Annotated in this window: 22 protein-coding genes; 9 read left to right on the forward strand and 13 right to left on the reverse strand. The window is 35.1% G+C overall.

The annotated features are described in order from the left end of the window. Positions 1 to 73 precede the first annotated feature (73 nt). Entirely contained in the window at positions 74 to 1,603 is a 1,530-nt protein-coding gene (locus J2772_RS17560; protein ID WP_209919019.1) for a trypsin-like peptidase domain-containing protein, read from the reverse strand. A gap of 350 nt (positions 1,604 to 1,953) precedes the next feature. On the opposite strand from J2772_RS17560, the gene J2772_RS17565 reads away from it, so the two are divergent. Beyond that, complete coding sequence (locus J2772_RS17565) at positions 1,954 to 3,324, forward strand: rhodanese-related sulfurtransferase (protein WP_209919021.1); 1,371 nt, start codon at positions 1,954 to 1,956, stop codon at positions 3,322 to 3,324. 69 nt (positions 3,325 to 3,393) lie between these two features. Continuing rightward, the gene (locus J2772_RS17570) at positions 3,394 to 3,939 is read left to right on the forward strand and encodes a 5-formyltetrahydrofolate cyclo-ligase (protein ID WP_410494434.1); all 546 of its coding nucleotides are present in this window, start codon (positions 3,394 to 3,396) and stop codon (positions 3,937 to 3,939) included. Here J2772_RS17570 and J2772_RS17575 read toward each other — a convergent pair. Next, the gene (locus J2772_RS17575) at positions 3,888 to 4,466 is read right to left on the reverse strand and encodes a hypothetical protein (protein WP_209919025.1); all 579 of its coding nucleotides are present in this window, start codon (positions 4,464 to 4,466) and stop codon (positions 3,888 to 3,890) included. The two genes, J2772_RS17570 and J2772_RS17575, sit on opposite strands and share 52 nt — an antisense overlap. After that, positions 4,450 to 5,625 carry a hypothetical protein gene (locus J2772_RS17580; protein ID WP_209919027.1) on the reverse strand — a complete coding sequence of 392 codons (1,176 nt, stop codon included), beginning with the start codon at positions 5,623 to 5,625 and terminating at the stop codon, positions 4,450 to 4,452. Before J2772_RS17580 ends, J2772_RS17575 begins: the two co-directional genes overlap by 17 nt. Positions 5,626 to 5,807: 182 nt before the next feature. On the opposite strand from J2772_RS17580, the gene J2772_RS17585 reads away from it, so the two are divergent. Further along, entirely contained in the window at positions 5,808 to 6,137 is a 330-nt protein-coding gene (locus J2772_RS17585) for a hypothetical protein (protein WP_209919029.1), read from the forward strand. Positions 6,138 to 6,317: 180 nt separating this feature from the next. Here the strand turns inward: J2772_RS17585 and J2772_RS17590 are convergent, their stop codons facing one another. The 5 genes from J2772_RS17590 to rmuC all read right to left on the reverse strand — a co-directional run bounded on the left by J2772_RS17590 (position 6,318) and on the right by rmuC (position 10,788). Beyond that, a complete protein-coding gene (locus J2772_RS17590) occupies positions 6,318 to 7,085 on the reverse strand; it encodes a TrmH family RNA methyltransferase (RefSeq protein WP_209919030.1) in 768 nt (255 codons plus the stop codon). Between the two features lie 20 nt (positions 7,086 to 7,105). Next, a complete protein-coding gene (locus tag J2772_RS17595; protein WP_209919032.1) occupies positions 7,106 to 7,897 on the reverse strand; it encodes a CPBP family intramembrane glutamic endopeptidase in 792 nt (263 codons plus the stop codon). A gap of 91 nt (positions 7,898 to 7,988) precedes the next feature. Further along, a complete protein-coding gene (locus J2772_RS17600) occupies positions 7,989 to 8,828 on the reverse strand; it encodes a LytTR family DNA-binding domain-containing protein (protein ID WP_209919034.1) in 840 nt (279 codons plus the stop codon). Between the two features lie 18 nt (positions 8,829 to 8,846). Further along, positions 8,847 to 9,281, reverse strand: coding sequence for a hypothetical protein (locus J2772_RS17605; protein ID WP_209919036.1), 435 nt, complete (start codon positions 9,279 to 9,281; stop codon positions 8,847 to 8,849). A gap of 13 nt (positions 9,282 to 9,294) precedes the next feature. Further along, the gene (gene rmuC, locus J2772_RS17610) at positions 9,295 to 10,788 is read right to left on the reverse strand and encodes a DNA recombination protein RmuC (protein WP_410494436.1); all 1,494 of its coding nucleotides are present in this window, start codon (positions 10,786 to 10,788) and stop codon (positions 9,295 to 9,297) included. Positions 10,789 to 10,934: 146 nt separating this feature from the next. On the opposite strand from rmuC, the gene J2772_RS17615 reads away from it, so the two are divergent. The 5 genes from J2772_RS17615 to J2772_RS17635 all read left to right on the forward strand — a co-directional run bounded on the left by J2772_RS17615 (position 10,935) and on the right by J2772_RS17635 (position 18,759). Then, complete coding sequence (locus J2772_RS17615) at positions 10,935 to 11,609, forward strand: response regulator transcription factor (RefSeq protein ID WP_066696085.1); 675 nt, start codon at positions 10,935 to 10,937, stop codon at positions 11,607 to 11,609. A 1-nt stretch (position 11,610) separates the two neighbouring features. Then, the gene (locus J2772_RS17620) at positions 11,611 to 12,972 is read left to right on the forward strand and encodes a sensor histidine kinase (protein ID WP_209919041.1); all 1,362 of its coding nucleotides are present in this window, start codon (positions 11,611 to 11,613) and stop codon (positions 12,970 to 12,972) included. Between the two features lie 256 nt (positions 12,973 to 13,228). Continuing rightward, complete coding sequence (locus J2772_RS17625; RefSeq protein WP_209919043.1) at positions 13,229 to 14,503, forward strand: TolC family protein; 1,275 nt, start codon at positions 13,229 to 13,231, stop codon at positions 14,501 to 14,503. Between the two features lie 48 nt (positions 14,504 to 14,551). Further along, on the forward strand, positions 14,552 to 15,661 hold the full coding sequence (locus tag J2772_RS17630; protein WP_245365258.1) for an efflux RND transporter periplasmic adaptor subunit: 1,110 nt from the start codon (positions 14,552 to 14,554) through the stop codon (positions 15,659 to 15,661). Continuing rightward, on the forward strand, positions 15,661 to 18,759 hold the full coding sequence (locus tag J2772_RS17635; protein WP_209919049.1) for an efflux RND transporter permease subunit: 3,099 nt from the start codon (positions 15,661 to 15,663) through the stop codon (positions 18,757 to 18,759). The genes J2772_RS17630 and J2772_RS17635 overlap by 1 nt, the downstream gene beginning before the upstream one ends. A gap of 66 nt (positions 18,760 to 18,825) precedes the next feature. Here the strand turns inward: J2772_RS17635 and J2772_RS17640 are convergent, their stop codons facing one another. Further along, positions 18,826 to 19,581 (reverse strand): DUF5995 family protein, encoded by a 756-nt coding sequence (locus J2772_RS17640; protein ID WP_209919051.1) that lies wholly within the window; start codon positions 19,579 to 19,581, stop codon positions 18,826 to 18,828. A gap of 67 nt (positions 19,582 to 19,648) precedes the next feature. Further along, positions 19,649 to 19,894, reverse strand: coding sequence for a hypothetical protein (locus J2772_RS17645; protein WP_209919054.1), 246 nt, complete (start codon positions 19,892 to 19,894; stop codon positions 19,649 to 19,651). A gap of 247 nt (positions 19,895 to 20,141) precedes the next feature. Here J2772_RS17645 and J2772_RS17650 point away from each other — a divergent pair, with 247 nt between their 5' ends. After that, on the forward strand, positions 20,142 to 20,309 hold the full coding sequence (locus J2772_RS17650; RefSeq protein ID WP_209919055.1) for a bacteriocin-like protein: 168 nt from the start codon (positions 20,142 to 20,144) through the stop codon (positions 20,307 to 20,309). A 39-nt stretch (positions 20,310 to 20,348) separates the two neighbouring features. Here J2772_RS17650 and J2772_RS17655 read toward each other — a convergent pair whose 3' ends face one another. The 3 genes from J2772_RS17655 to J2772_RS17665 form a co-directional block, all read right to left on the reverse strand. Continuing rightward, positions 20,349 to 20,819, reverse strand: a complete 471-nt coding sequence (locus tag J2772_RS17655) for a YciI family protein (protein ID WP_209919056.1) — start codon at positions 20,817 to 20,819, stop codon at positions 20,349 to 20,351. A 68-nt stretch (positions 20,820 to 20,887) separates the two neighbouring features. After that, entirely contained in the window at positions 20,888 to 22,066 is a 1,179-nt protein-coding gene (pncB, locus tag J2772_RS17660) for a nicotinate phosphoribosyltransferase (RefSeq protein WP_089734644.1), read from the reverse strand. 94 nt (positions 22,067 to 22,160) lie between these two features. Further along, positions 22,161 to 22,637 (reverse strand): Dps family protein, encoded by a 477-nt coding sequence (locus tag J2772_RS17665; RefSeq protein WP_209919057.1) that lies wholly within the window; start codon positions 22,635 to 22,637, stop codon positions 22,161 to 22,163. Positions 22,638 to 22,753 lie beyond the last annotated feature (116 nt).

Raw genomic sequence — 22,753 nt, forward strand, 5'->3', positions numbered from 1 at the left:
ATAATAAAAAAAACGCTGCAAATCTTTGCAGCGTTTTTCTTTGATATGAAAATAACTATTGTTTAGTTGTTGATTAAGGCATTTTAAATCCTTTCGTGTACATTCTTCCATAGTCATCCACAAACTTCACCTGTACATTTCCTTGGTATTTACTCAATATGCTTTCGATGTCTTTCTGTGAATTTACCGGCTTGCCATTTATTTCAATGATGATATAGTTGTCTACGATTCCGATCTTAGCCATTTCTCCTCCTTCAGATACGTTTTTAGTGACTACACCGCTATTCAGACCATATTCGGTTTTGAATCTTTCAGTAAGAGGATCAAATTCAGCTCCGATTTTTTCGGTTACACTAAGATCTGCCTTAGTTCTTGTAGATGTCCCACCTTTCTGGTCTCTCAAAGTTACATTTGTTGTAGCTTCTTTACCATTTCTTGAATAGGTTACCTGAACTTTATCACCAGGACGCTTGCTTCCAATAGACATAGAAAGATCAGCAAAATCAGTGATATCGTAGTTGTCTATTTTTGTAATGATATCTCCTTTTTTCAGTCCAGCATCTTCTGCGCCACTGTTATCCCCAAATCCTGTTACATAGATTCCGCTACCAGACTTAATCATGGTTTTGAATTGTTTGTTATAGGCCTGAACCTGTTGGTCATTGGAAAGGTCTAAAGACTGAACCCCTAAGAATCCTCTTTGTACGATACCGAACTTCTTGATATCCTCAACAATTTTTCTGGCTAAATTGGATGGAACGGCAAATCCGTACCCTTGATAATATCCTGTTGTAGACTGGATCGCAGAGTTGATCCCGATAAGTTCCCCATTAGTATTTACCAAAGCTCCTCCAGAGTTACCAGGGTTGATGGCAGCATCTGTCTGAATAAAACTCTCAATAGGATTACTTGCTTTTCCCTGGCTTCCTAAGATACCTATTCCTCTTCCTTTAGCAGAAACAATACCTGCAGTTACGGTAGAGTTTAATCCCAATGGATTTCCTACAGCCAATACCCATTGTCCTACATCAATATTGTCAGAGTTGGCAAAGTTTAAGTAAGGAAGTCCTTTTTCTTCAATCTTTAATAGAGAAATATCTGTGTTGGGGTCAGTTCCCACTAAAGTTGCGATATATGATTTTTTGTTGCTCAGGACAACTTCAAGTTTATTAGCACCTGCCACTACGTGGTTGTTCGAGATGATATATCCGTCAGGAGAAATAATTACTCCGGAACCCATTCCTGAAGGCATATTGTCCGGAGCCTGTTGTTGCTTTTGTCTTTGCTGGCCTCTTCCACCAAACGGATCTCCGAAGAAATAATCGAACAGATCCTGCTCAGTAGCTCTGCTTGCTGTTCTGCTTTGATAATTTTTAATGGTAACCACAGCAGGAACAGTTGTTTTAGCCGCTTTTACAAAGTCATCACCTACTGCTCCGGTATTCATACCTGCAAATGATGTGTTAGGAGCTGATGTTGTGAAAAATGACTGATCTCCGTTATTGGAGTCATGTCCGAAATATTGTATAGCTCCAACGGTAGTAGCCCCAGAAATAACTCCGACTACTGCAAATGGTAATAGTTTTTTTAAAGTACTCTTCATTGTATATCTTTCTTGTTTATTAATTAATTTCTTTTTATGTTTTTGAGTAAACAAATTTAATGTTAAATAGGTAATCAATTAGTATGCTATGTTTCAATTTTAACTAAAATTTAACGGCTATTATGTCATTTTATACATTATGTCATAATTGTTAAGCCTGATATTAACAAAACTTAAAATAAAATTAAATGAAATATGACAAAATGTTGCCATAACTAAGTACAATATAAAAAGTATTTTTCATTACTCATCACCGGCAGCTGTCAATTATCATTAAGCTAATGAAGAGGCATTAATTTGAAAATGTTTATCTTTGCAAAAATATTTTTCTCACTTAAAACGTTTATAGCATGCAACTGTATAACACCTTAAGCGCAGAAGAAAGAGCTAGACTTATTGATGAAGCTGGTAAGGAACGTCTTACTTTATCTTTCTATGCGTACGCTAAAATTGAAGATCCCAAAAAATTTCGTGACGACCTATTTGTAGCCTGGAACGCCCTTGATGCGCTTGGCCGTATTTATGTTGCCCATGAAGGAATTAATGCTCAGATGAGCGTTCCTGCAGATCAATTTGAAGCTTTCCGCAATACGTTAGAAGTATATGACTTTATGAAAGGAATTCGTTTGAATGTAGCGGTAGAGCAAGACAATCATTCCTTTTTAAAATTGACCATTAAAGTAAGAAATAAAATTGTTGCTGATGGTCTTAATGACGATACTTTTGATGTAACCAACAAAGGAGTTCACTTAAAAGCTCAGGAATTTAATAATATGCTTGACGATCCTAACACCATTGTAGTTGACTTTAGAAATCACTATGAAAGTGAAGTAGGACACTTTGAAGGTGCTATTACTCCTGATGTAGAAAACTTCAGAGAAAGTTTACCAATCATCAAAGAACAATTACAGGATTTCAAAGAAGATAAAAACTTATTGATGTATTGTACTGGAGGGATCCGTTGTGAAAAAGCCAGTGCATATTTCAAACACCAAGGGTTTAAAAACGTATTCCAGCTGGAAGGAGGAATTATTGAATACACCCGTCAGATTAAAGAAGAAGGGATAGACAGTAAATTCATTGGGAAGAACTTTGTGTTCGATCACCGTTTAGGAGAAAGAATCACAGACGATATTATTTCTCAGTGTCACCAATGTGGAAAACCTTGTGATAATCATACCAATTGTGCTAATGATGCCTGTCACCTGTTATTTATTCAGTGTGATGAATGTAAGGCGGCAATGGAAAACTGTTGTTCTACAGAATGTTTAGATACCATCCATTTACCTTTGGAAGAGCAGCTGAAATTAAGAAAAGGATTACAAGTTGGAAATAAAGTATTCAGAAAAGGAAAATCTGATGCTTTGAAGTTTAAAAACTCAGGTGATCTGCCTAAAACTCCTTTAGCAAAAGCTGAAACCAAAAACATTCGTCAGAAAATAGCTGTTAAAAAAGTGTTGGTTGGAAAAGCAGAACATTACTTCTCAAAATCAAAAATTGGACAGTTTTTAATTGAAAATAAAGAAGTTTCAGTAGGAGATAAAGTATTGATTTCCGGTCCTACAACTGGTGAACAGGAATTTATAATTACTCAGATTTATGCAAATGGAGGTCCTTGCGAAACTGCAAAACTGGGAGATCAGATCACATTTGAAATTCCGTTTAGAGTTCGTTTGTCAGATAAACTGTATAAAATTCTTGAACCTGCTGAAAACGCATAATGTATAAAGAAACTGTTCAGTAAAAATAATATAACTGTTATGTTGAAAACTGAGCTTAGAAAAAAATATATGCAACAAAGAAAAGCCTTGTCTTGTGATGAGGCTTTCTTTTTATCTGAAAAGATTTTTCAGAATTTCATTACTTACTTTAAGCCTTATGCAGGACAGAAAATTCATATTTTCGTTCCGATTGAGAAGTTTAATGAGATTGATACTCAAATCTTCATCAATTATTTTTTAGCACAAAATATACGCGTTTATGTGCCTAAAGTTATAGAAGATCAACTAATTACTATTGAGGTTTTCAATGACACTGTATTTGAAATAAACAGTTGGGGAATTTCTGAACCTGTTTCCAATGAAGATTCCGGAGAAGATTATTTTCATTATGTGATTACTCCGCTTTTATACTGTGACCGCAATGGGAATAGAGTAGGATATGGAAAGGGTTTCTATGACGGACTTTTCCAAAGCTTATCTCCAGAGACAAAAAAAATCGGTGTCAATTATTTTGACCCCGATGATTCTATTGATGATGTCTGGGAAAATGATATTCCCCTCCACTATTTGGTTACGCCTACAGAAGTACTGTCTTTTTTTAGCGGTTTGGAATAAAAATCTAAAAAGTAAAATTTAAACTCCTTTTTCATTTTGGAGGTTGACAGTAATATATATTGGGCATTCTTTTCAAAGCTTCCCAAAGACTTATTCTTATCATCAAAATATTCTACATTGAATTTAGCATAGTCTAAGGTGTCTTTTTTATAGAATTCTTTATAAACACTCAGCTCGTTTACCTTTGCAGCCTTCACTTTCATACTATCCAGTTCCTTAAACATCCTTTTGAAGGTCAGAGAGTCCGGTTTGTGGAAATAACTCTCCATTTGTGAATAAATAAAACTGTCTACTTCAGTATTTCTGTTACCGCTAACATAGAGAGTAGATAGATCTAGAAGCTCCTGAACTTTCTGCTTGGTAATAGAATTAATAGCCTGCATACTATCCATTTGTACAGCCGGGTAACTTCTTGTGTTATTGCTGTTTCTTAGTTTATCTAGGTCGCTAGCTTCTGTTTTCTTATTACAGGCAGCAAATAAAGTCAGAAGTATAGTGAGGATTAAAAAATTATTTATTCTTTTCATCTGTAGTCGCAATTTTGAATTTAATGGATACGATCTTACCGTTGTCTTTTTTCATTTCTATTACATTCAGATTTTTCAGAGATGTAGTAGGAGTAGTAACGAGGGTGATATACTTTTGTTTGTCTATTTTTTCAATACCATAGGTGTTATTGTCATATACCTGGTAGATAACAGCATTGTTGCTGATTAGATTTTCCAGCTGATTTCTTTTCTGCTTAATAAGGGCTACCTGCTCTTCTGAGTTTCCTGTAATATCTTTTCTTGAGAAATAATAAGCGGCCATTTTGTAATCATCAGGCTTAAGCTCAATTTTTTCTTCTTCAGGAGCATTTTCAAGATTTCTGCTTACTTCCAGTGGCTCATAAAACGCTGCACTGATTTTCATTTTCAGGTTTTTATCCTTGGTTGAATAAGCGAAACATTCACCAGGTTTTATTTTGTACATCAAAGGAGATTCATTTTCCTTGATAATCATAATGTCTAAGGTGTTAATAACAAAGGTTCCTCTGTCTTTATCAATAAAGCAATAAGTATAAGTTTTTGAAAAAAGGACATCTTTGAATCCCAATAGACCCGTTATGGCAATTAAAACGGAAGTAATAACTGCCCAGGCATTCTTTTTTAAGAAATTCTTCTTAGTTGGAATGGTTGTAATTTCAACTTCACTGGATGTAATTTGTTTTTTATTAACTTCTTGATTATCAGTATTTGTTTTTTGTAAATCAGTGTTTTCAGTGGGTTTTATTTCAATGTTTTTAGGCTGAATTTCATTTTTCTGGAGTTCTGGGGCTGAAGAAACTATTTTTTCCAGTTCATTGATCTCTTCTTCTTCCAGATTTTCATTTTCCTGCAATAATTCTCCAGCAAAAAGATGCTGCTTCTTGAATTCATACCATGAGTCGTACCCCGCATAAATACTCAATAAATTGAGCATATCTATTCTTGGTAATTTAGTGACTGGTGAAGTTTTGAAATAGGTGTAAAATGACTTTTCGCTGATGTTACCTTTCGCTTTTTTGCGCAAATCTTCCTGAAAATATATGATATCTATACCCTTCCACTTAGATATGTCATCCTGTGAAGGGGTATATTCTTTTAAATATTGACCTTGGACATCCTTTTTTAGCTGTTCAAAGTGTAATAGATCTAAATCTGTCAATTTTTTTAAAATAATTAAATTGTTGATTATCAGTTATGTTTTTTTGTAAAACTATTTTACAAAGGTATTACAATTATTTTTCATAAACAAACTTTCTAACTGCTATACCTTTGTCTTGTTCAAATAACAGAACAGAAGAAAATTTTATAAAACAATATTAACAAAATTAAATTTAATTTATTATGAAAAAGTCATTATTCGTAGCTGCTATCGCTGCAATCTCTCTAGTTGCTTGTAAAAAAACTGACGCTACAGCTACTGAAGGTACAACTGATTCTGCTGCTGCTACTGTAGCTGATTCTGCTGCAACTGTAGTTGATTCTACTGCTAAAGTTGTTGATTCTGCTGCAACTACTGCTGTAGAAGCTACTAAAGATGCTGCTGCTGCAACTACTGCTGCTGGAGCTGAAGTTGCTAAAGATGCTGCTAAAGGAGCTGCTGACGCTGCTAAAGGAGCTGCTGAAGCTGCTAAAGGAGCTGCTGACGCTGCTAAAGATGCTGCTAAGAAATAATTTTAGCTTAAGCTTAAAAATAAAAGGACCGTTTCACCCAGTGAAACGGTTTTTTTATGCTTTATCATCAACTTCAGCTTTAACCAGTCATTGCGAACTGAAGGTGAAGCAAGCTCATTATAGAACAAAACAATAATTCTGATTTGTAGAAAATCATCAAACCAGTTTCGAATATTGTCTCTATCCTTTCTTTTGTTTCAAAGACTCATAGCAGGTTATCGCTACTGCATTACTTAAATTCAAAGAATCTATACTGCCGGCCATTGGAATTAATGTATTTTTACCTTTTCCAATCCAGAAATCACTTAATCCGGAATGTTCTGTTCCGAATAATACTGCAGAACGCTGTGTGAAATCTCTTTTATAAAGATCTTCAGCTGTTTCATCCATCAATGTTGTATAGATATTGAAGCTGTTGTTCTTAAGGAATTCCAAGGTCTCCTCATTTTCAGCCTGATAAACTTCCATTCCAAAAAGGCATCCTACGCTGGATCTGATAACATTCGGATTATAAAAATCGGTTTTTCCATCCGCAACAATCAATGCATCAATACCAAATGCTTCACAGCTTCTCAGAATAGCTCCCAGATTACCAGGTTTTTCTACGCCTTCAACAATAATAACAGTAGAGTTCTCTTTGGGAATATAAGAAGAAAGCGGAGTTTCTTTTGCTTGGTATACTCCGATAATCCCTTCTGAACTACCTCTGTAAGCTATCTTTTCATAGACTTTATCACTCACATGATGGATTTTTCCCTCAGGAAGTTTCTCCTTAAAGATATTTTCACAGATGAAGAATTCTACAGGCTCAAAATCATATTGTAAGGCTCTGGCATTTTCCTGCTGTCCTTCTACAACAAAAACCTTTGATTTTTTACGAAATCTATTGTCAGTAAGCAGCTTAGTGACGTTTTTTATTTTTTCGTTTTGAAAACTTTCTATCAACATTTTGCAAAATTATGCAAAATTTATGATTGTACTTCTCTGCTTTTTATAAAAAGGTTTTTCCATGTGACTTGAAATGGGTTTTTCTTCTTTTTTTTAAGGTAAACTACAACACCTATAATTAGAATTATAGATAAAAATTTATAAAGATTTCCATATAGGTTTCCGGAAACGTTCTCTGATACATTGAATACTTCCCAATACAGATTCATGAAGAAATGAAGAAATATGGCTGCCCAGATATTAAAACCTTGTTCAAAATATATCCAGGTAAAAAATATAGAACCCAAAAATGTAATGGCAAATATTTCAACAAGTTCTATTGTATTTTGACTCTGATATAAATGAACCTGTGCAAATAATAATGATCCCAACAGAAGAGATGAAAGAAAACCCAGTCTTGTGAATCTATATAAGGCTCCAATAAGAAAGGACCTGAATATTATTTCTTCAAAAAAAGCAGATGAGAGGGTATTGATGAATAGTGATTCAACATTGATTGTACTGGCTGTTCTAAAATGTATGATATAGCCGATCAACATGGGTGAGGTTCCGATAAAAGCTAAGGTAAAACCTTTAATAGCAGATTGATGCAAAGAAAGCAGATCAAAGATTTTCTTTTGGGGAAATAATACTTTCAAGGTAATGATTATTGGAATCAAAGTAATGGAGTAGGCCAATACATGGGCAATAGCTTTACTGTGAAATAGTTCTTTCGTAAAATGCTGGATGCTTTTAAAATAAAATAGATCAGAGGCGTAATAGGCAATAAACCCTAATATAAAGATCAAAAAGAAGCGAATATTTTTACTCATGTTAATTATTTTTGAGCAAAAATGTAGCTTTTCGGAAAGGAGATCAATTTAATGTGACGAATATCAAGAAATAGTGACCAATGACAAGCATTTATTTTTTAAGCTGCTGTAGTTGGGGGATTATAATAGATATAAAGCTCCTGGATACAGGAATATCAAAATCCATTTCCGGAAGGATCAATTTGTAACCTTGAGCATTTCCTTTGAGATCTTTTACTTTTCCAAGATTAACAATATAAGAACGATGACATCTTTTGATAGCAGGAGTTTGTAACTGTATCAATATATTGGAAAGGCTTATTCTGAACAATAGTTTTTTTACCTGATTGTTGTCCAAGTAGTATAATGTACAGTAATTTTCCATAGACTGAACACATAGGAACTCACTTTCAGGAATTATCAATTCAGTAGTATTCACTGAAATTTTAAGAATAGTTTTTGTTGAATTTAAAGGAGTTTCAATGGGTTGCGGAGCCATATTTCTGGTAATATTCTCATGAGTGTTTTTTAAATAAATATATCTTGACAAAATATAAATAGCGGAGATAGGTATACCTAAAGCCAGAGAATAAAGAAACATATAACCATAGTTTTCAAAACTAAGTGTTACATGGCTTATGAACAATGAATTATAAAAATAAGAAAGAATGGACCCGAGAAATAGAATCACTATTATTTTTAGGAGCTCTGATGCAATATTCCAATCCTTGAATCGGGAGACACAAAGATTCGAAGTAAAAAATGCAGTTCCAAAAATAAGCGTATAAGGAAAAAGAATAAGGTATTTGTAAGGATGATGAAAATTTTCCGTACCAAAAGGCTGGAAGATAATCAGAAAAAGATATACCAGAATTCCTGCTGCCAAAGAAGAAATTAATATCTCTTTAACTGATTTTGAGGTAGGATATGAAGATGCTATAAGAGAAAACATATCAGTCACTTTATTGAATTAATTATTTATTTTTCCCGGATTTTGATCCTGAACCTTCTTTGATGTAATCATAAGCGTAATATTGCCCAGTAACAATGTGAAGCAGCTTGCCATCCATAGAAAATATCCCGGTCCATATCCTGTTATGGGAAATTTATGCCCTGCTTCATTCACTGTAATTTCTGCGACCGATAAATAACAAAAAGTAAGACCAAATGCAATAAGGCTGATAACTGCTGATATTTTTACTTGTTTTAATAACAGAAAAAATACTCCAATAAATAGCAGAGGGTTAGCCATCCAGGCTATTCCGCCACCTTCCATTTCTGCCCAGCCTAACAATGCGCAGGCTAGTCCACTCATTTCATGACCCTTGGCATACACTGCTGTGAAAGGAAGTGAAGCAAGATAAAGAATAAGACATATTAACAGGATGAGATTTGATTTTTTCATGGCGTTTCGATTTTTATTCTATCAAATTACTGTTGTCAATAAGGCTCTGAGGAAGATCCTTTTTATTTTTAATTCCAAGTGATTTCAGCTTTTGAGTCTGGATCACAAGGTTGTCATTCCCTGTATAAAGTTGTTTGTAGGCATCATTATAAACATTCTTAGCAAGGTCGAGATTACGGCCTACTTTTTCAAGGTTATCAACAAACCCTACAAATTTATCATACAATCTGGCTCCTCTTTCTGCAATTTCCAAGGCGTTTTTGTTCTGATATTCACGTTTCCATAGATCGGCAATCAGTTTTAAAGAAGTGATAAGGTTACTTGGGTTTAATAGCAGAATTCTTCTTTCATAAGCATAATTCCAAAGGTTTTGGTCTGCCTGCATTGCTGCAATATAAGCAGGTTCACTTGGAATGAACATCATGACAAAATCCAGAGATTTCCCATAATCATCATATGCTTTTTGGCTGAGCTGCGTAATGTGATTTTTGATAGATCCCAAATGCTGATTTAGTTTCATGGTATAAATATCCTGATCTGTTTCATCCACCAATTCTGTGAAAGCAGTAAGCGAAACTTTAGAATCGATGATGACATTTCTCTCATCGGGATATTTTACCACAGCATCCGGACGCATTTTTTTACCTGAAAATTCAGAGAAAAGAGCCTTGTTATCTTCATCACGGAGTTCATGCTCCAGAAAATATTCTCTGCCTTTTACCAGTCCTGATTTTTCAAGGATACTTTCAAGGATCATTTCACCCCAATTTCCCTGGGTTTTACTTTCACCCTTCAAGGCTCTGGTTAATTTTTTAGCATCTTCGGAAATCTGTTGGTTCAATTCAGCAAGTTCTTTTACTTTTTCAGCAAGAGAAAAGCGTTCTTTATTTTCCTTTTCATAGGCTTCATTCACTCTGTTTTTCAAATCGGTAATTTTTTCCTGAAAAGGGTCAAGTATACTTTTTAAGTTATTCTGATTTAAAGTCGTGAACTTTTCGGTTTTCTCTTCTAATATTTTATTGGCCAGATTTTCAAACTGGAGCTTGGATTCGTCCTGTATTTTTGTGATCTCTTCTTTCTGGGTATTCAATGATTTTTGAAGACTTTCATTCTGGGCAGAAAGTTCAGCGTTTTTAGCAAAAAAATCCTGTTTTTCAGCAATAAGGGTTTCAATCTGAAAATCCTGTTTTAAGGATAATTGTTTTTGATCCTGAAACTGATTATTCAGTGAAGAGTGTTGAGCAGAAAGCTTGGCAAATTCATTTTTCAGATCATTCAGAAGATCCTGTTGCTGTATATTGAGTTCCTTTTCTTTATTGAGTTGTTGATTCAGCTCCTGATTTTTTGTGTTTGAGTTTTCAAGATCCGATTTGCTTTTAATATGTAAGAAGTTTAACTCATCGAAAGCGTTTCTTGATACCGTAGACGATTTCAGAGCAAAATATAAAATAATGGCTCCCAAGGCTCCACCAACAATACATCCAATAATTAAATAGGTCATCTCCATTCTTCAAAATTAGGAAAAAAGGCTGGAAGTTAATGCTGAGTATTGAATTTCCGGATAGAGTTTCAAATTATAACTAATACCTTGAAAAATCCTGCTTCCTTTCTTCAACCAGAATCCCTATATTTATTGGAAATTTCAGAAATATTATGAATATCTTATTGGTAGAGGACGATCAGAGAATTAGCAGCTTCCTGTTGAAAGGGCTTTCTGAAGCCGGCTATACGATGACGCTTGCAGACTCTGGTGAAAAAGCCAGAGAAATTCTTCATACCTATGATTTTGATATTATACTGATGGATATTATGCTTCCGGGATTGGATGGGATGCAGCTTACGCAAATTATAAGGTTTAAAGGAAACTATACTCCGATTTTAGTTTTAAGTGCATTGAACAGCCCGGATGATAAAATTAAAATGCTGGACCTTGGCGCAGATGATTATTTATCCAAACCTTTTCATTTTGAAGAACTGATTTCAAGAATTAAAGCATTAACAAGACGGAATAAACTGAGTTATCAAAAAGAGGATAATCAACTGTCCTGTGGCAATATTACAGTTGATACAGATCTTCACAAGGTTACCCAAAATGATAAAGAGATTGAATTTTCTCCTACTGAATATAAGCTTTTTACTTTCCTGATGGAAAATAAAAATAAAGTGTTGAGCAGAACCCAGATTTTGCATAACGTCTGGGGAATAGATTTTGACAGTTCAACGAATGTGGTGGATGTATATATTTCCTATGTTCGTAACAAGATTGATGAATCTGAACAGAAAATTATTCATACTGTAAAAGGTACAGGATATTTAATTAAAGATTAGAATGACTCTTCGGAACAGATTTACCCTTATTTCAAGCCTTTCGTTCGGCATTGTTTCTATCATCACATCTGCGGTGATATTTTTTGCCTATTATGACAGTACGAAGATCTTTTATTTTGAAAAACTTAGGAATACAGCTCTGATTTCCGCCATTTATTATCTTGAAAAAGACGAATTACCCAAAGACAGGCACGCCCAGATTAAACAGGAGTATAAACATCTTATCCAGAATAATCAGGTAGCTGTTTATAATCAGAATAATGAAGTGACGTTTGGGCAAAATCTGAATGATAAAAATATTAGACCTTTTCATTTACAGGCTGCGAGAAATAACAAGGACACTCAGTTTATGTCTGATAATCAGTTTTATTATGGTATTTTCTACCCTGATAATCAGGGAGACTTTGTTGTTTTTGTAAAATCCCCTAATGACTCATTTCAATCACAGATATGGAGGCTTTCCATTATTATGCTTTCTGTGTTGATTATGGGGCTGTTAGCTATTTATTTCTTAAGCCGATATCTTTCAAAGGTGGTGTATAAACCGATTTCGAATGTGGTGGAACGGATTAATAAGGTAGATTATAATAATATTTCTACCGCTATTACATCCACTAATACGAATGATGAAATTGAAGATCTGATTAAATCTTATAATAAACTCTTGGGAAGAATCTCTGAAAATGTGTTGCTGCAACAGAATTTTATCAATTATGTTTCTCACGAATTTAAAACTCCATTAGCTGCTATTTCCGGAAATCTGGAAGTATTCGCGCAAAAAGACAGAACTCCAGAAGAATATATAAAAGTAGTCAAAGAATCTCTGGATAATGTCTATGAGATTGAAAATATTCTCAACAACCTTCTGCTGATGTCCGGGATGACAAAGCTTGAATCTTCCCATAAACAGGTAAGAGTGGATGAGTTGATCTGGAAGATTTATGAAAAACTGGATGTTAAAGCCAAAGAAAATAATTCCGCCATTAAGATCCAGCTTCAGGTAACAAAGCCGTCTTTACTGGAATTTCCGGGTAATGAAACGCTTTTGTATCTGGCATTATATAATATTGTAGAGAATGCAATAAAATATTCTTATGACCATCCTGTTGAAATCATTTTATCAGAAAATGAAGATCAATTGAATATTGAAGTGAAAGATCAGGGAAAAGGAATTCCTGCAGATGATCTTGCTAAAATTGCAGATACATTCTACAGAGGAAAAAATGTGGATGGGATCAAGGGTAGTGGTATTGGGCTGTCTTTATCTAAAAGTATTTTTGATCATCATCATATTATTTTGAAAATTGATTCTAAAGTAGACGTGGGTACGAATGTTCTGCTTGTCTTTCCTTCTAAATTTTAATCTCCCATGGATTGCACAGATTTCCACAGAGGATTGTGGATAAATTTTTCACGTAATATAAAATGGTGTTATTTGTGAAAAGTATTAGTGTAATTTGTGTTAAAAAATCTGCGTCATCTCCTAAATCAGAGAGCTTTTAAAATCTATCCCAATCTATTCTAATCAAACTCTAATGTTGACCTAATTGAATTTTAATTTCATTCGAAATTGACTCTAATATTAGGAGGATAGCTTTGTGGTCTTAAAATAAGAGACCTTGAAGAAGATTTTTTTTACACTATTTTATATTCATTGTTTCAGTTTCTTTTCAGCGCAGACTTCAGATACTTTGAAGATCAGCAGAAAGGAGGCTGAAACAATCTTTCTTGCCAATAACCTTGATATTATTGCCCAAAAATTAGAAATTTCTCAGGCAGAAGCAAGAGCACTTCAGGCTAAGTATTGGCCTAATCCTAAATTAAGTATCAGTGAAGTTAATCTCTGGAGAACCTATGATATTGAAGAACAGCCTGCGCTGATCGGAAACTGGGGGAAGAATACTCAGATCTCTGCCGAAATAGAACAGGTAATTCAGACAGCAGGCAAGCGAAGAAAGAATATAGAATTACAGAAAATTGAAGTAGAGGGCGAAAAATACGAATTGCAGGAAGTATTGCGTGAACTTAAAAAGACTTTAAGAAATTCAGTTACTGAGATTTTATATAATCAGGAACAGCAGAAGATTTATCAGGGTCAGATCGCTTCTATTGAGAAACTAACTAAATCTTATAATAACCAATTAAACCTTGGGAATATCAGTAAAGCTGAGTATATCCGTTTAAAGGCGCAGGAAATTGAATTTAAGAAAAAGCTTGTGTCATTGAAGCAGGAAATAGAAGATCAGCAGGCAGAACTGAAATCTTTACTGATGATTCCTTCTCATTCTTATCTTGTGATTTCAGATTCATTTACCATGCCTGAAAAGCAGCTTTCAGAAATTGAACTGACCCAGTGGCTGGAAAAAGCAAAGGAAAACCGTCCTGATATCCTGATTACTAAAAATAAAGAGAAGCACGCTGCTAAGAACCTTGAAATTCAAAACGCTATGAAAACTCCGGATGTAGCGGTTTCTATTGGTTATGACCGTGGTGGTAACATCATGAAAGATTTTATTGGATTAGGCGTTTCAGTAGACCTTCCCATCTTCGACAGAAATAAAGGAAATATTCAGGAAGCTAAATTCGAAATTGAAAAAAGTAAAAATGAAACCCGTAAAAATCAGCTGAAGTCTGAGAATGAGATTGTTTCTGTTTTCAGAAACTATATCCGTACCCAAGAAGTTTCCGAAGAAATTGATGAAGCCTACGAGTCTACATTAGATGGTTTATTGGTAAGTCATGAAAAGAATTTCAGACTCAGAAATATCAGCATGCTGGAATACATGGACTTTCTGGATACCTACATTGGTAATAAAATGATCATACTGGATACTAAAAAAGAGCTTAATCAATACTATGAGAACCTGCAATATGTTGTAGGGCAGGATTTATAATTGGGCATTAAGAATGACCTTAAATAAGATGAACATCTACTTATGAAAATGAACACTACTAAATATATTGCAGTTATTTATTTGTCCGCTTTGGTAACCCTTACGGGCTGCAAAGATCAGAAACCAGCCAACGAAGCTGAAAAAGGGTATTGTATCAGTCAGGAACTTAAAAAAGATATTAAGCTGGCTAAGGCTGAAATGCTTCCTATCGAAGAAAGTATCACTCTTACTGGAGAAGTGGAAAGTAATTCTGATAAAACGGTTCCCTTCGTAAGCCTTGTGGATGGAGTAGTTACTGATACTTATTTTTCCCTTGGAGATTATGTGAAAAAAGGACAGGTTTTGGCCTCTGTAAAAAGTACAGCTGTCAACGAAATGCAGGATGATACCCAGACATTACAGGCTCAGCTTGCTGTGGCTAAAAGAAAACTGGCCTCTGTAGAAGCAATGTACAAAGATGATATTGCCTCCCAGAAAGATCTTCAGGAAGCAAGAGCTGAAGTAACAATCCTTCAATCTAATATTTCTAAAACTCAAAAGAATATGCAGCTGTATTCTGCCGGTGGAAGCACATTACAGATTAAAGCTCCTGCAGATGGCTATGTGGTAAGCAAGAATATTTCTAAAGGAATGCCTGTAACTGCCGGTGGTGATCAGCTTTTTACCATTTCCAATCTGGATAAGGTTTGGGTAATGGCGAATGTGTACGCTACCAATATGAGACATGTATATGTGGATCAGCCTGTAATGGTGAAGACTTTAGCGTATCCGGATGATAGTTTTGCAGGAAAGATCAACAATATTTCTCAGGTTTTTAATGAAAATGAAAGAGTATTAAAAGCTAAAATTATTATGGATAACCACGGAATGAAGCTAAGACCGGGAATGTCTGCAGATGTTGTTTTACCTGTTAATGCACAAAATAAAAGGGCATTGGCTATTCCTGCAAAAGCCTTGCTCTTCGATAATAATCAGAGTTATGTAGTCGTGTATAAAAAAGACTGTGAGCTGGAAATAAGACCTGTAACGGAAGTTGCTTCTAACAGTCAATATATTTATGTAGAAGGTCATTTAAAACAAGGTGAAAATGTAATTGCTTCCAATGGATTGTTGATTTATCAGAACCTGAAAAACCAATTAAATACCTCTAAGAAGTAATGCGAAAATTTGTACAGAATATAGTTTCCTTCTCTTTAAAAAACTCATTGATTGTTCTTTTAGGGACTTTCCTGTTGTTGGCTGGGGGTATCTATTCCTATATACATACTCCGATTGAAGCATTTCCGGATGTAACCAATACAAGAGTAAGAGTAATTACCCAATGGCCGGGAAGAAGTGCAGAAGAGATAGAAAAGTTTGTCACATTGCCAATTTCCAAGGAAATGAATGCCATTCCGAATAAAACTTCGGTAAGATCTATTTCCTTGTTCGGATTATCTGTGGTTACTGTCATTTTTGATGACCATGTGAATGATTTCTATGCACAGCAATATGCTTCCAATAAACTTGGTAATGTAGATCTTCCTGCAGGAGCAGAGTACAACATTGAACCGCCATCAGGAGCTACCGGTGAAATTTATCGTTATATTATTAAAAGTAAGTTACCAATTAAAGAGGTGACTGCTATTCAGGATTGGGTTGTTGAAAGAGAATTACTGGCAGTTCCCGGTGTTGCAGATGTGGTAAGCTTCGGTGGTGAGGAAAAAACATATGAAATAAAAATTAATCCTACGGAATTACACAATTATGACCTTTCCCCCCTGGATGTGTATGAAGCGGTTTCGAAGAGTAATATTAATGTAGGCGGAGATGTAGTGGCAAAAGGAGATCAGGCTTATGTAGTGCGGGGGATTGGTCTTTTGGAGAAAAAAGAGGATATTGAAAATATTCAGATTGAAGTAAAAGGTACTACTCCTATTTTGGTGAAGCACGTTGCAGAAGTTAAAGTGTCTGCAAAACCGAGATTGGGACAAGTAGGATACAATAAAGAAAATGATGTAGTAGAAGGTATTGTTATCATGCTTCGTGGTGAAAATCCAAGTGAAGTGATTGCAAGGCTTAAAGACAGGATAGAGGAATTGAATGGCGGAGAATTGCCGGGTGATGTTCAGATTGTTCCGATCATTGACCGTACAGAACTGGTGAATACAACTGTTCATACTGTTTCTAAAAACCTGATTGAAGGGGTGATTCTGGTTTCCATTATTGTATTCATCTTCCTGTACAATTGGAGAACAACGTTTATCGTGGCGTCAGTAATTCCGTTGGCATTCCTTTTCGCGATTATCATGTTGAAAATTCAAGGGCTTCCGGCGAACCTTATTTCCATGGGAGCACTAGACTTTGGATTGTTATTGGAAGGAACATTGGTTATTGTTGAACATGTATTTGTTGCCCTCGAATTGAAGGCCAAGAAAATTGGACTCCGAAGGTTTAATAAGATTTCCAAGCTGGGAATCATCAAGAAGAGTGCAGGAAGTGTGGCAAGCTATATTTTCTTTGCCTTATTGATTTTGATTGTTGCCTTGATGCCCATTTTCTCTTTCCAGAAAGTGGAAGGAAAAATGTTCTCTCCTTTAGCATTTACATTGGGATATGCACTTTTGGGTTCATTGATCTTGAGTTTAACCTATGTTCCGGCAATGTGTAAGCTTTTATTAACCAAAAATATTGAGGAGAAAGAAAACTTTATTTCCAGATTCTTCAGAGTGAATATCTATAGAATTTATGAATTCAGTGTTCGTCATAAAAAAGGGTTTATGATCGGTTTTGCTGCCTTACTTGCTTTATGTGGCTGGAGGTTTTCAAACTACGGTTCAGAATTCTTACCTAAGCTGAATGAAGGAGCCATCTATGTGCGTGCTACTCTCCCCAATAGTGTAAATCTGGATGAATCTGTACGATTAACCAAAGAGATGAAGGATATTCTGATGAAGTATGATGAAGTGAAATTTGTAATGACACAAACCGGTCGCCCCAATGATGGAACAGACCCTACAGGATTCTTTAATATTGAATTTAATATTCAGTTGAAACCGGAAAATGAGTGGAAGAAGAAAATCTCGAAAGAAGAACTTCTCGAGCAAATGAGAGTTTCCCTTGAAAAATATCCGGGAATCAACTTTGGATTCAGTCAGCCGATTCAGGATAACGTAGAAGAATATGTGGCTGGAGTGAAAGCACCATTGGTGATTAAAATATTTGGGAATGACCTGTTCCAACTTGAAAATTATGCCAATCAGGTAGCGAATTCCATCAGAACCGTTCCTGGAATTTCAGATGTAAATGTCTTTAAAAATATAGGGCTTCCGGAACTCAGAATACAGCTTCATGATTCCAAAATGGCAAAATACGGGGTTTCTACAGCAGATGCTCAGGCGGTAATTGAAATGACGATTGGCGGACAGGCCGCAACCAAGTTTTATGAAGAGGAAAGAATGTTTGATGTGATGCTGAGATTCGAAAAAGAATACCGGGATACTCCTGAAAAAATGGGAAATATTCTGATCCCGACCCAGGATAATAAAAAGGTTCCGTTGAAAGAAATTGCAACCATTGATTATCATACAGGACCATCGTTCATCTATCGCGAAGGAAACAGCAGATACATTGGAGTAGGATTCAATATTGAAGGGCGCGATCTGGGAAGTACCATTAAAGAAGCAAAAGAAAAAGTGGATAAAGAAGTAAAACTTCCGAAAAGCCATAAAATGACTTGGGCTGGTGAATTTGAAAGTAAAGAAAGAGCTGCCAAGCAATTGGCTATGGTAGTTCCTATTTCACTGGTGCTTATTCTGATGCTGTTGTATTTCAATTTCGGAAATGTAAAAGATACATTAATCTCTTCCATTACATTGGCCTTTGCGTTCATAGGAGGATTTTTATCTCTCTGGTTTACAGGAACCATTTTCGGAATCTCAGCAGGAATTGGGTTTATTATCCTTTTCGGAGTGGCTACTATTGATGGGATTGTTCTGATTGGAGTGATGAAAGAAAATCTTCAGAACAGAATGTCGCTTAAAGAATCCATTTCTGATGGGGTAAAAAGCAGAATTCGTCCGGTAGTGATGATTGCACTGATGGGATCTATGGGGCTTCTTCCGGCAGCTATGTCTAACGGAATGGGCTCTGAAATTCAAAAACCCTTGGCTATTATGATTGTAGGCGGATTAATTATCTGTATGCTGCTTTCATTTACCATATTACCGATTGTGTTCTATTATGCTTATCGTAAAAAGCATAAGGAAACCATATAGTTTCTTTTTATTTGTTCATTATGAGGCTGGGATCCGTGAGGAAGATCCCGGCCTTTTTGTTTTAGTTTATGTGGTTTTAGTTAATTCCAGGATTTCAATATTCTTTACAATATCATTGCTTTCACACCTCTTAAGTTCTTTAAGCAGGGTAGAGGTAAGAATTTTTGGATTTAAAATTTGGGTAGCAACCTTTGCTGCAGCATAATCTACGATGTTAATAACCTGCTCTCTCAGAAAATTTGGAGTATTGGATGCAATAACAGCTGTTGCCCATGAGGTCTCTCTTGCTTTGGAAATCGCAAAGTCCAGAACAGCATTGTCTTTCCCATTGGAAAGCTGATCGATGAGTTGCACCGGATAACATATTTTGTTCAGAGAATCCTGTACTTTCTGATTGATGGATGCAATCACATTATTAATATTCTCAAAATCCTTTTTTAATGGATTGATTTTTCGATAGGGTACAATGGACGCTGCAGAAATTCCAAGGTCTAGATTAATATGAGCATTCATCCCAAGAAAAATATGCTGTAATATCAGAAGATCATTATTTTGGGTTGCTTCAAAGGCAATATACCATGAATGGGTACACTTTTTACCTTTACTGTAACTTTCCCATGCTTCAATATAGCGTTGTGCAAATGCGATATCCAGCATGGTCATTCGTGGATTGTCTTCAAATTTCTTTTGTTGAATTCCTTTTAAAACCTGTGCGGTCATAATGCGATAAGTACAGGCAAAATATCCGGCGGGGCTTTTATTTTCTTTACACCAGATAATGATTTCATCAAGTTTTTTCAGAACTTCTTCAATGGTTTTCATGGTAGGTTTTATTTATTTAAAGATAATAAAAAAGTGAGCCGGAATGACTCACTGTATGTATCCAATATTAAGGTATTAAAATAGGCTCTGGATCAATAGGATCAATTGGCCCTATGACTATAGGTTTGCACATTGCGGCTACTTCACATCTTCCCCCCATGCATATATAATTAGTCATAGTGGTTGATCCGTCAGGACATCTGATCATGGCTTCACCATGGCATCCTCCGGGGCATTCTGCCAGATGTAAATACCCTCCGAATACTTCTTTCAGTTCTGTTCTCGAAAGTTTTGATAAGGTTGTTTTTTTCATGGGATTAATTTTTATTTTTATAACGATTATAAAATACTTATAATCAGTATTTTAAATTATTTTATTGTAGGCTAAAATAATTAAATTAATTCATTAAAACAAGAGATATTATTGTTGATTTGTTATGTAATTATTTGGATTGTAATTTGTTAAAAAAAATAATTGTATATTTATTTTCAGTTAATGAGAAATAAAGAGGGATCCGAAAATCTTAAAGAGTAGGAAATTCAAACTAAACTAAATAACTATGAAAAATTTAAAAAACTTAAACAGAAAAGAGTTGAAAACTGTTTTAGGAGGTGCAGCAGCAGCCTGTGAAACACCAGTAGATGGAGGCTGCCCGGCCGGCTATACATTCTGCAGTAATCCTTATTGTTGCTATCCCCCAAGAAAGCCGTTTATCTGTATCGACTAATCATAAAAAATCCCTCAACTGAGGGATTTTGCTTTATATTTAAGGATTTTCTTTTGAAATTTCATCATGATGTTTAAGATACAATGGTAATGCAGCAGAGCCGTACCAAGAGAAGATTTCATAACTGAAAACCCCTGCCTGAACTGCGGGATCTGTTTTTACCCATTGCTCAGCTTCTTCTTTAGATTTTGTATTGAAAATAAACATACCACGATAATTTTCCTTATTCTTTTCCAGGAAAGGACCAGCAACTACAATTTTTCCTTCGTTGGCTAGTTTACCAATATTTTCCATATGTCCTTTCATTAAAGAACCCATTTTAGCTTTATCTTCAATTTTTGCAGTGCCGGTTGTCAGCATTACAATAGTATAGGGCTTCATTCCGTATTGGTCTGCTCCTAGTGAAGTAGCCAGTTCCTGATTGAATTTTACTTTTTCTTTTTTCTTCTCCTGAGCGAAGGATAAAGTGGCCATCAAAACAGTAAGAATTATAAAAATTTTTAACTTCATAGATGTGTTAATTATAATGTGAATATCTCAAATCTGATATCTAGCATCTTATGTCTGAAATCTAAATTCTAATCTTTTATTCTTAAAAATTCCTTGGCAAGCTCTATCATTTTTGGATCGCCGGTATATTTTCCATGTTCATCAGAAAGTTTTACGGTTGGGATCCATTCTTTATTAGGAGCTTGTACTCCGATAAGCTTCATTACGATATTCATTGGTTTTAGGCCTACATCATTGGTAAGATTGGTTCCTATACCGAAAGAAATTCCTATTTTTCCTCTGCAGTAGTTGGTAATTTCTTCTACTTTTTCAAGATTTAAAGCATCAGAGAAAATGATATATTTAAACATCGGGTTAATACCATTTTTCTGATAGTGGGCAATGGTCTTATCTGCAAATTCCAGAGCGTCACCACTGTCGTGACGTACACCATCAAATAGCTTAGCGAATTTTTTATCAAATTGCTGGAAGAAAACATCCGTAGTGTAAGTGTCGGAAAGAGCAACTCCCAGATCACCTCTGTAAACATCTACCCAATGTTCCAAAGCCATTTCATTAGCCATTTTAAAACCATATTCGGCAGCATGGAACATAAACCATTCGTGAGCATGAGTTCCGATAGGTTTCACTCCGTACTTCATTGCAAAATGGACATTAGAGCTTCCGATGAAGGTAGAATCTTTTTTCTGTGTTAAAGCCTCCATTACCAGATTTTGTACCTTATAAGAATGTCTTCTTCTGGTCCCGAATTCTGCAAATGTTACACCAAGCCGGCCCAAGGAATCAGCCTTCTCAATAGTTTTACTCATCACTACTTCATTAGAATCTCTTTCCATGTGGTTCATCTCATAGTGCAGCTCACTGATTAATGCCAACAGAGGAACTTCCCAAAGGATCGTTCTGTACCAAAGTCCTTCAACAATTACAGAAAGATCTCCACCTTCCTGACGAATTTTCACTTCAGACGGATCATAGTGGTAACCTTCCAGGAAATCCAAATAAGGAAGATCAATATAAGGACATGTTCTGGCCATGAATTTCTTTTCATCTTTAGTAAGTTTAAGTTCAGCCATTTTATTAACAGCTTCTCTTAAAGCAACATCAAAACCTTCCGGAAAATGGTGTTTCCCTCTGTTGATGAATTCATATTTAACAATAGAACTAGGAAAAAGTTTTACCACTGCATTTTGCATGGTTATTTTGTAGAAATCGTTATCTAAAATAGAGTTGAGTCTTACGTCGTTCATAATATGTGTAATTTTAACGCAAATATAGAAATTAAAAATAAAATCGCCTAAATGTAAGGCGATTTTTTTGAAATATTTTGATGATCTTACGGGTTTATTTCCCCAAATAAGAATTGTACATCCAAACTTCTTTCTCCTGCTCGGTAATGTAGTCGCTCATCTGAGAGTTGGTCCCTTCATCACCAGCCTGATCTGTAATATCTAAAAGCTCTCTCTGAAGATCAATTACTACTTTGAATGAATTTAGGATTTGTTCAACACTTTTAGTTCCATCAGTTACTTCCTTGCTTTCTTTGATGGTGGCTACTTTTAAATAATCAGAGTAGTTGTGTGCAGGGGTGGCTCCCAATGTCAGGATTCTTTCTGCAATTTCATCAATTTTTAAAACTAAGCTATTATAAAGTTCTTCAAACTTCGGGTGAAGAGTAAAAAACTGATCTCCTTTGATGTTCCAGTGAGAACCTCTTGTGTTCTGATAAAATACAGAATAGTTGGCTAAAAGTACATTTAATTTTTCTGCTATTTTTTTGCAGTCGGTTTCCTTAAGTCCTATAATACTCGCGTTTTTCATAAGTTTATTTTTTATATATCTCAAAGTTACGAAATATCATGCCGAATATCCTGAGATATCAATAGATGATAACTATAAGAAAATTTTTTAAAATAGTTTGGAAGTATTAATATTGC

It is taken from the genome of Chryseobacterium jejuense, from assembly GCF_017877355.1.
Taxonomy (GTDB): Bacteria; Bacteroidota; Bacteroidia; order Flavobacteriales; family Weeksellaceae; genus Chryseobacterium; species Chryseobacterium jejuense_A.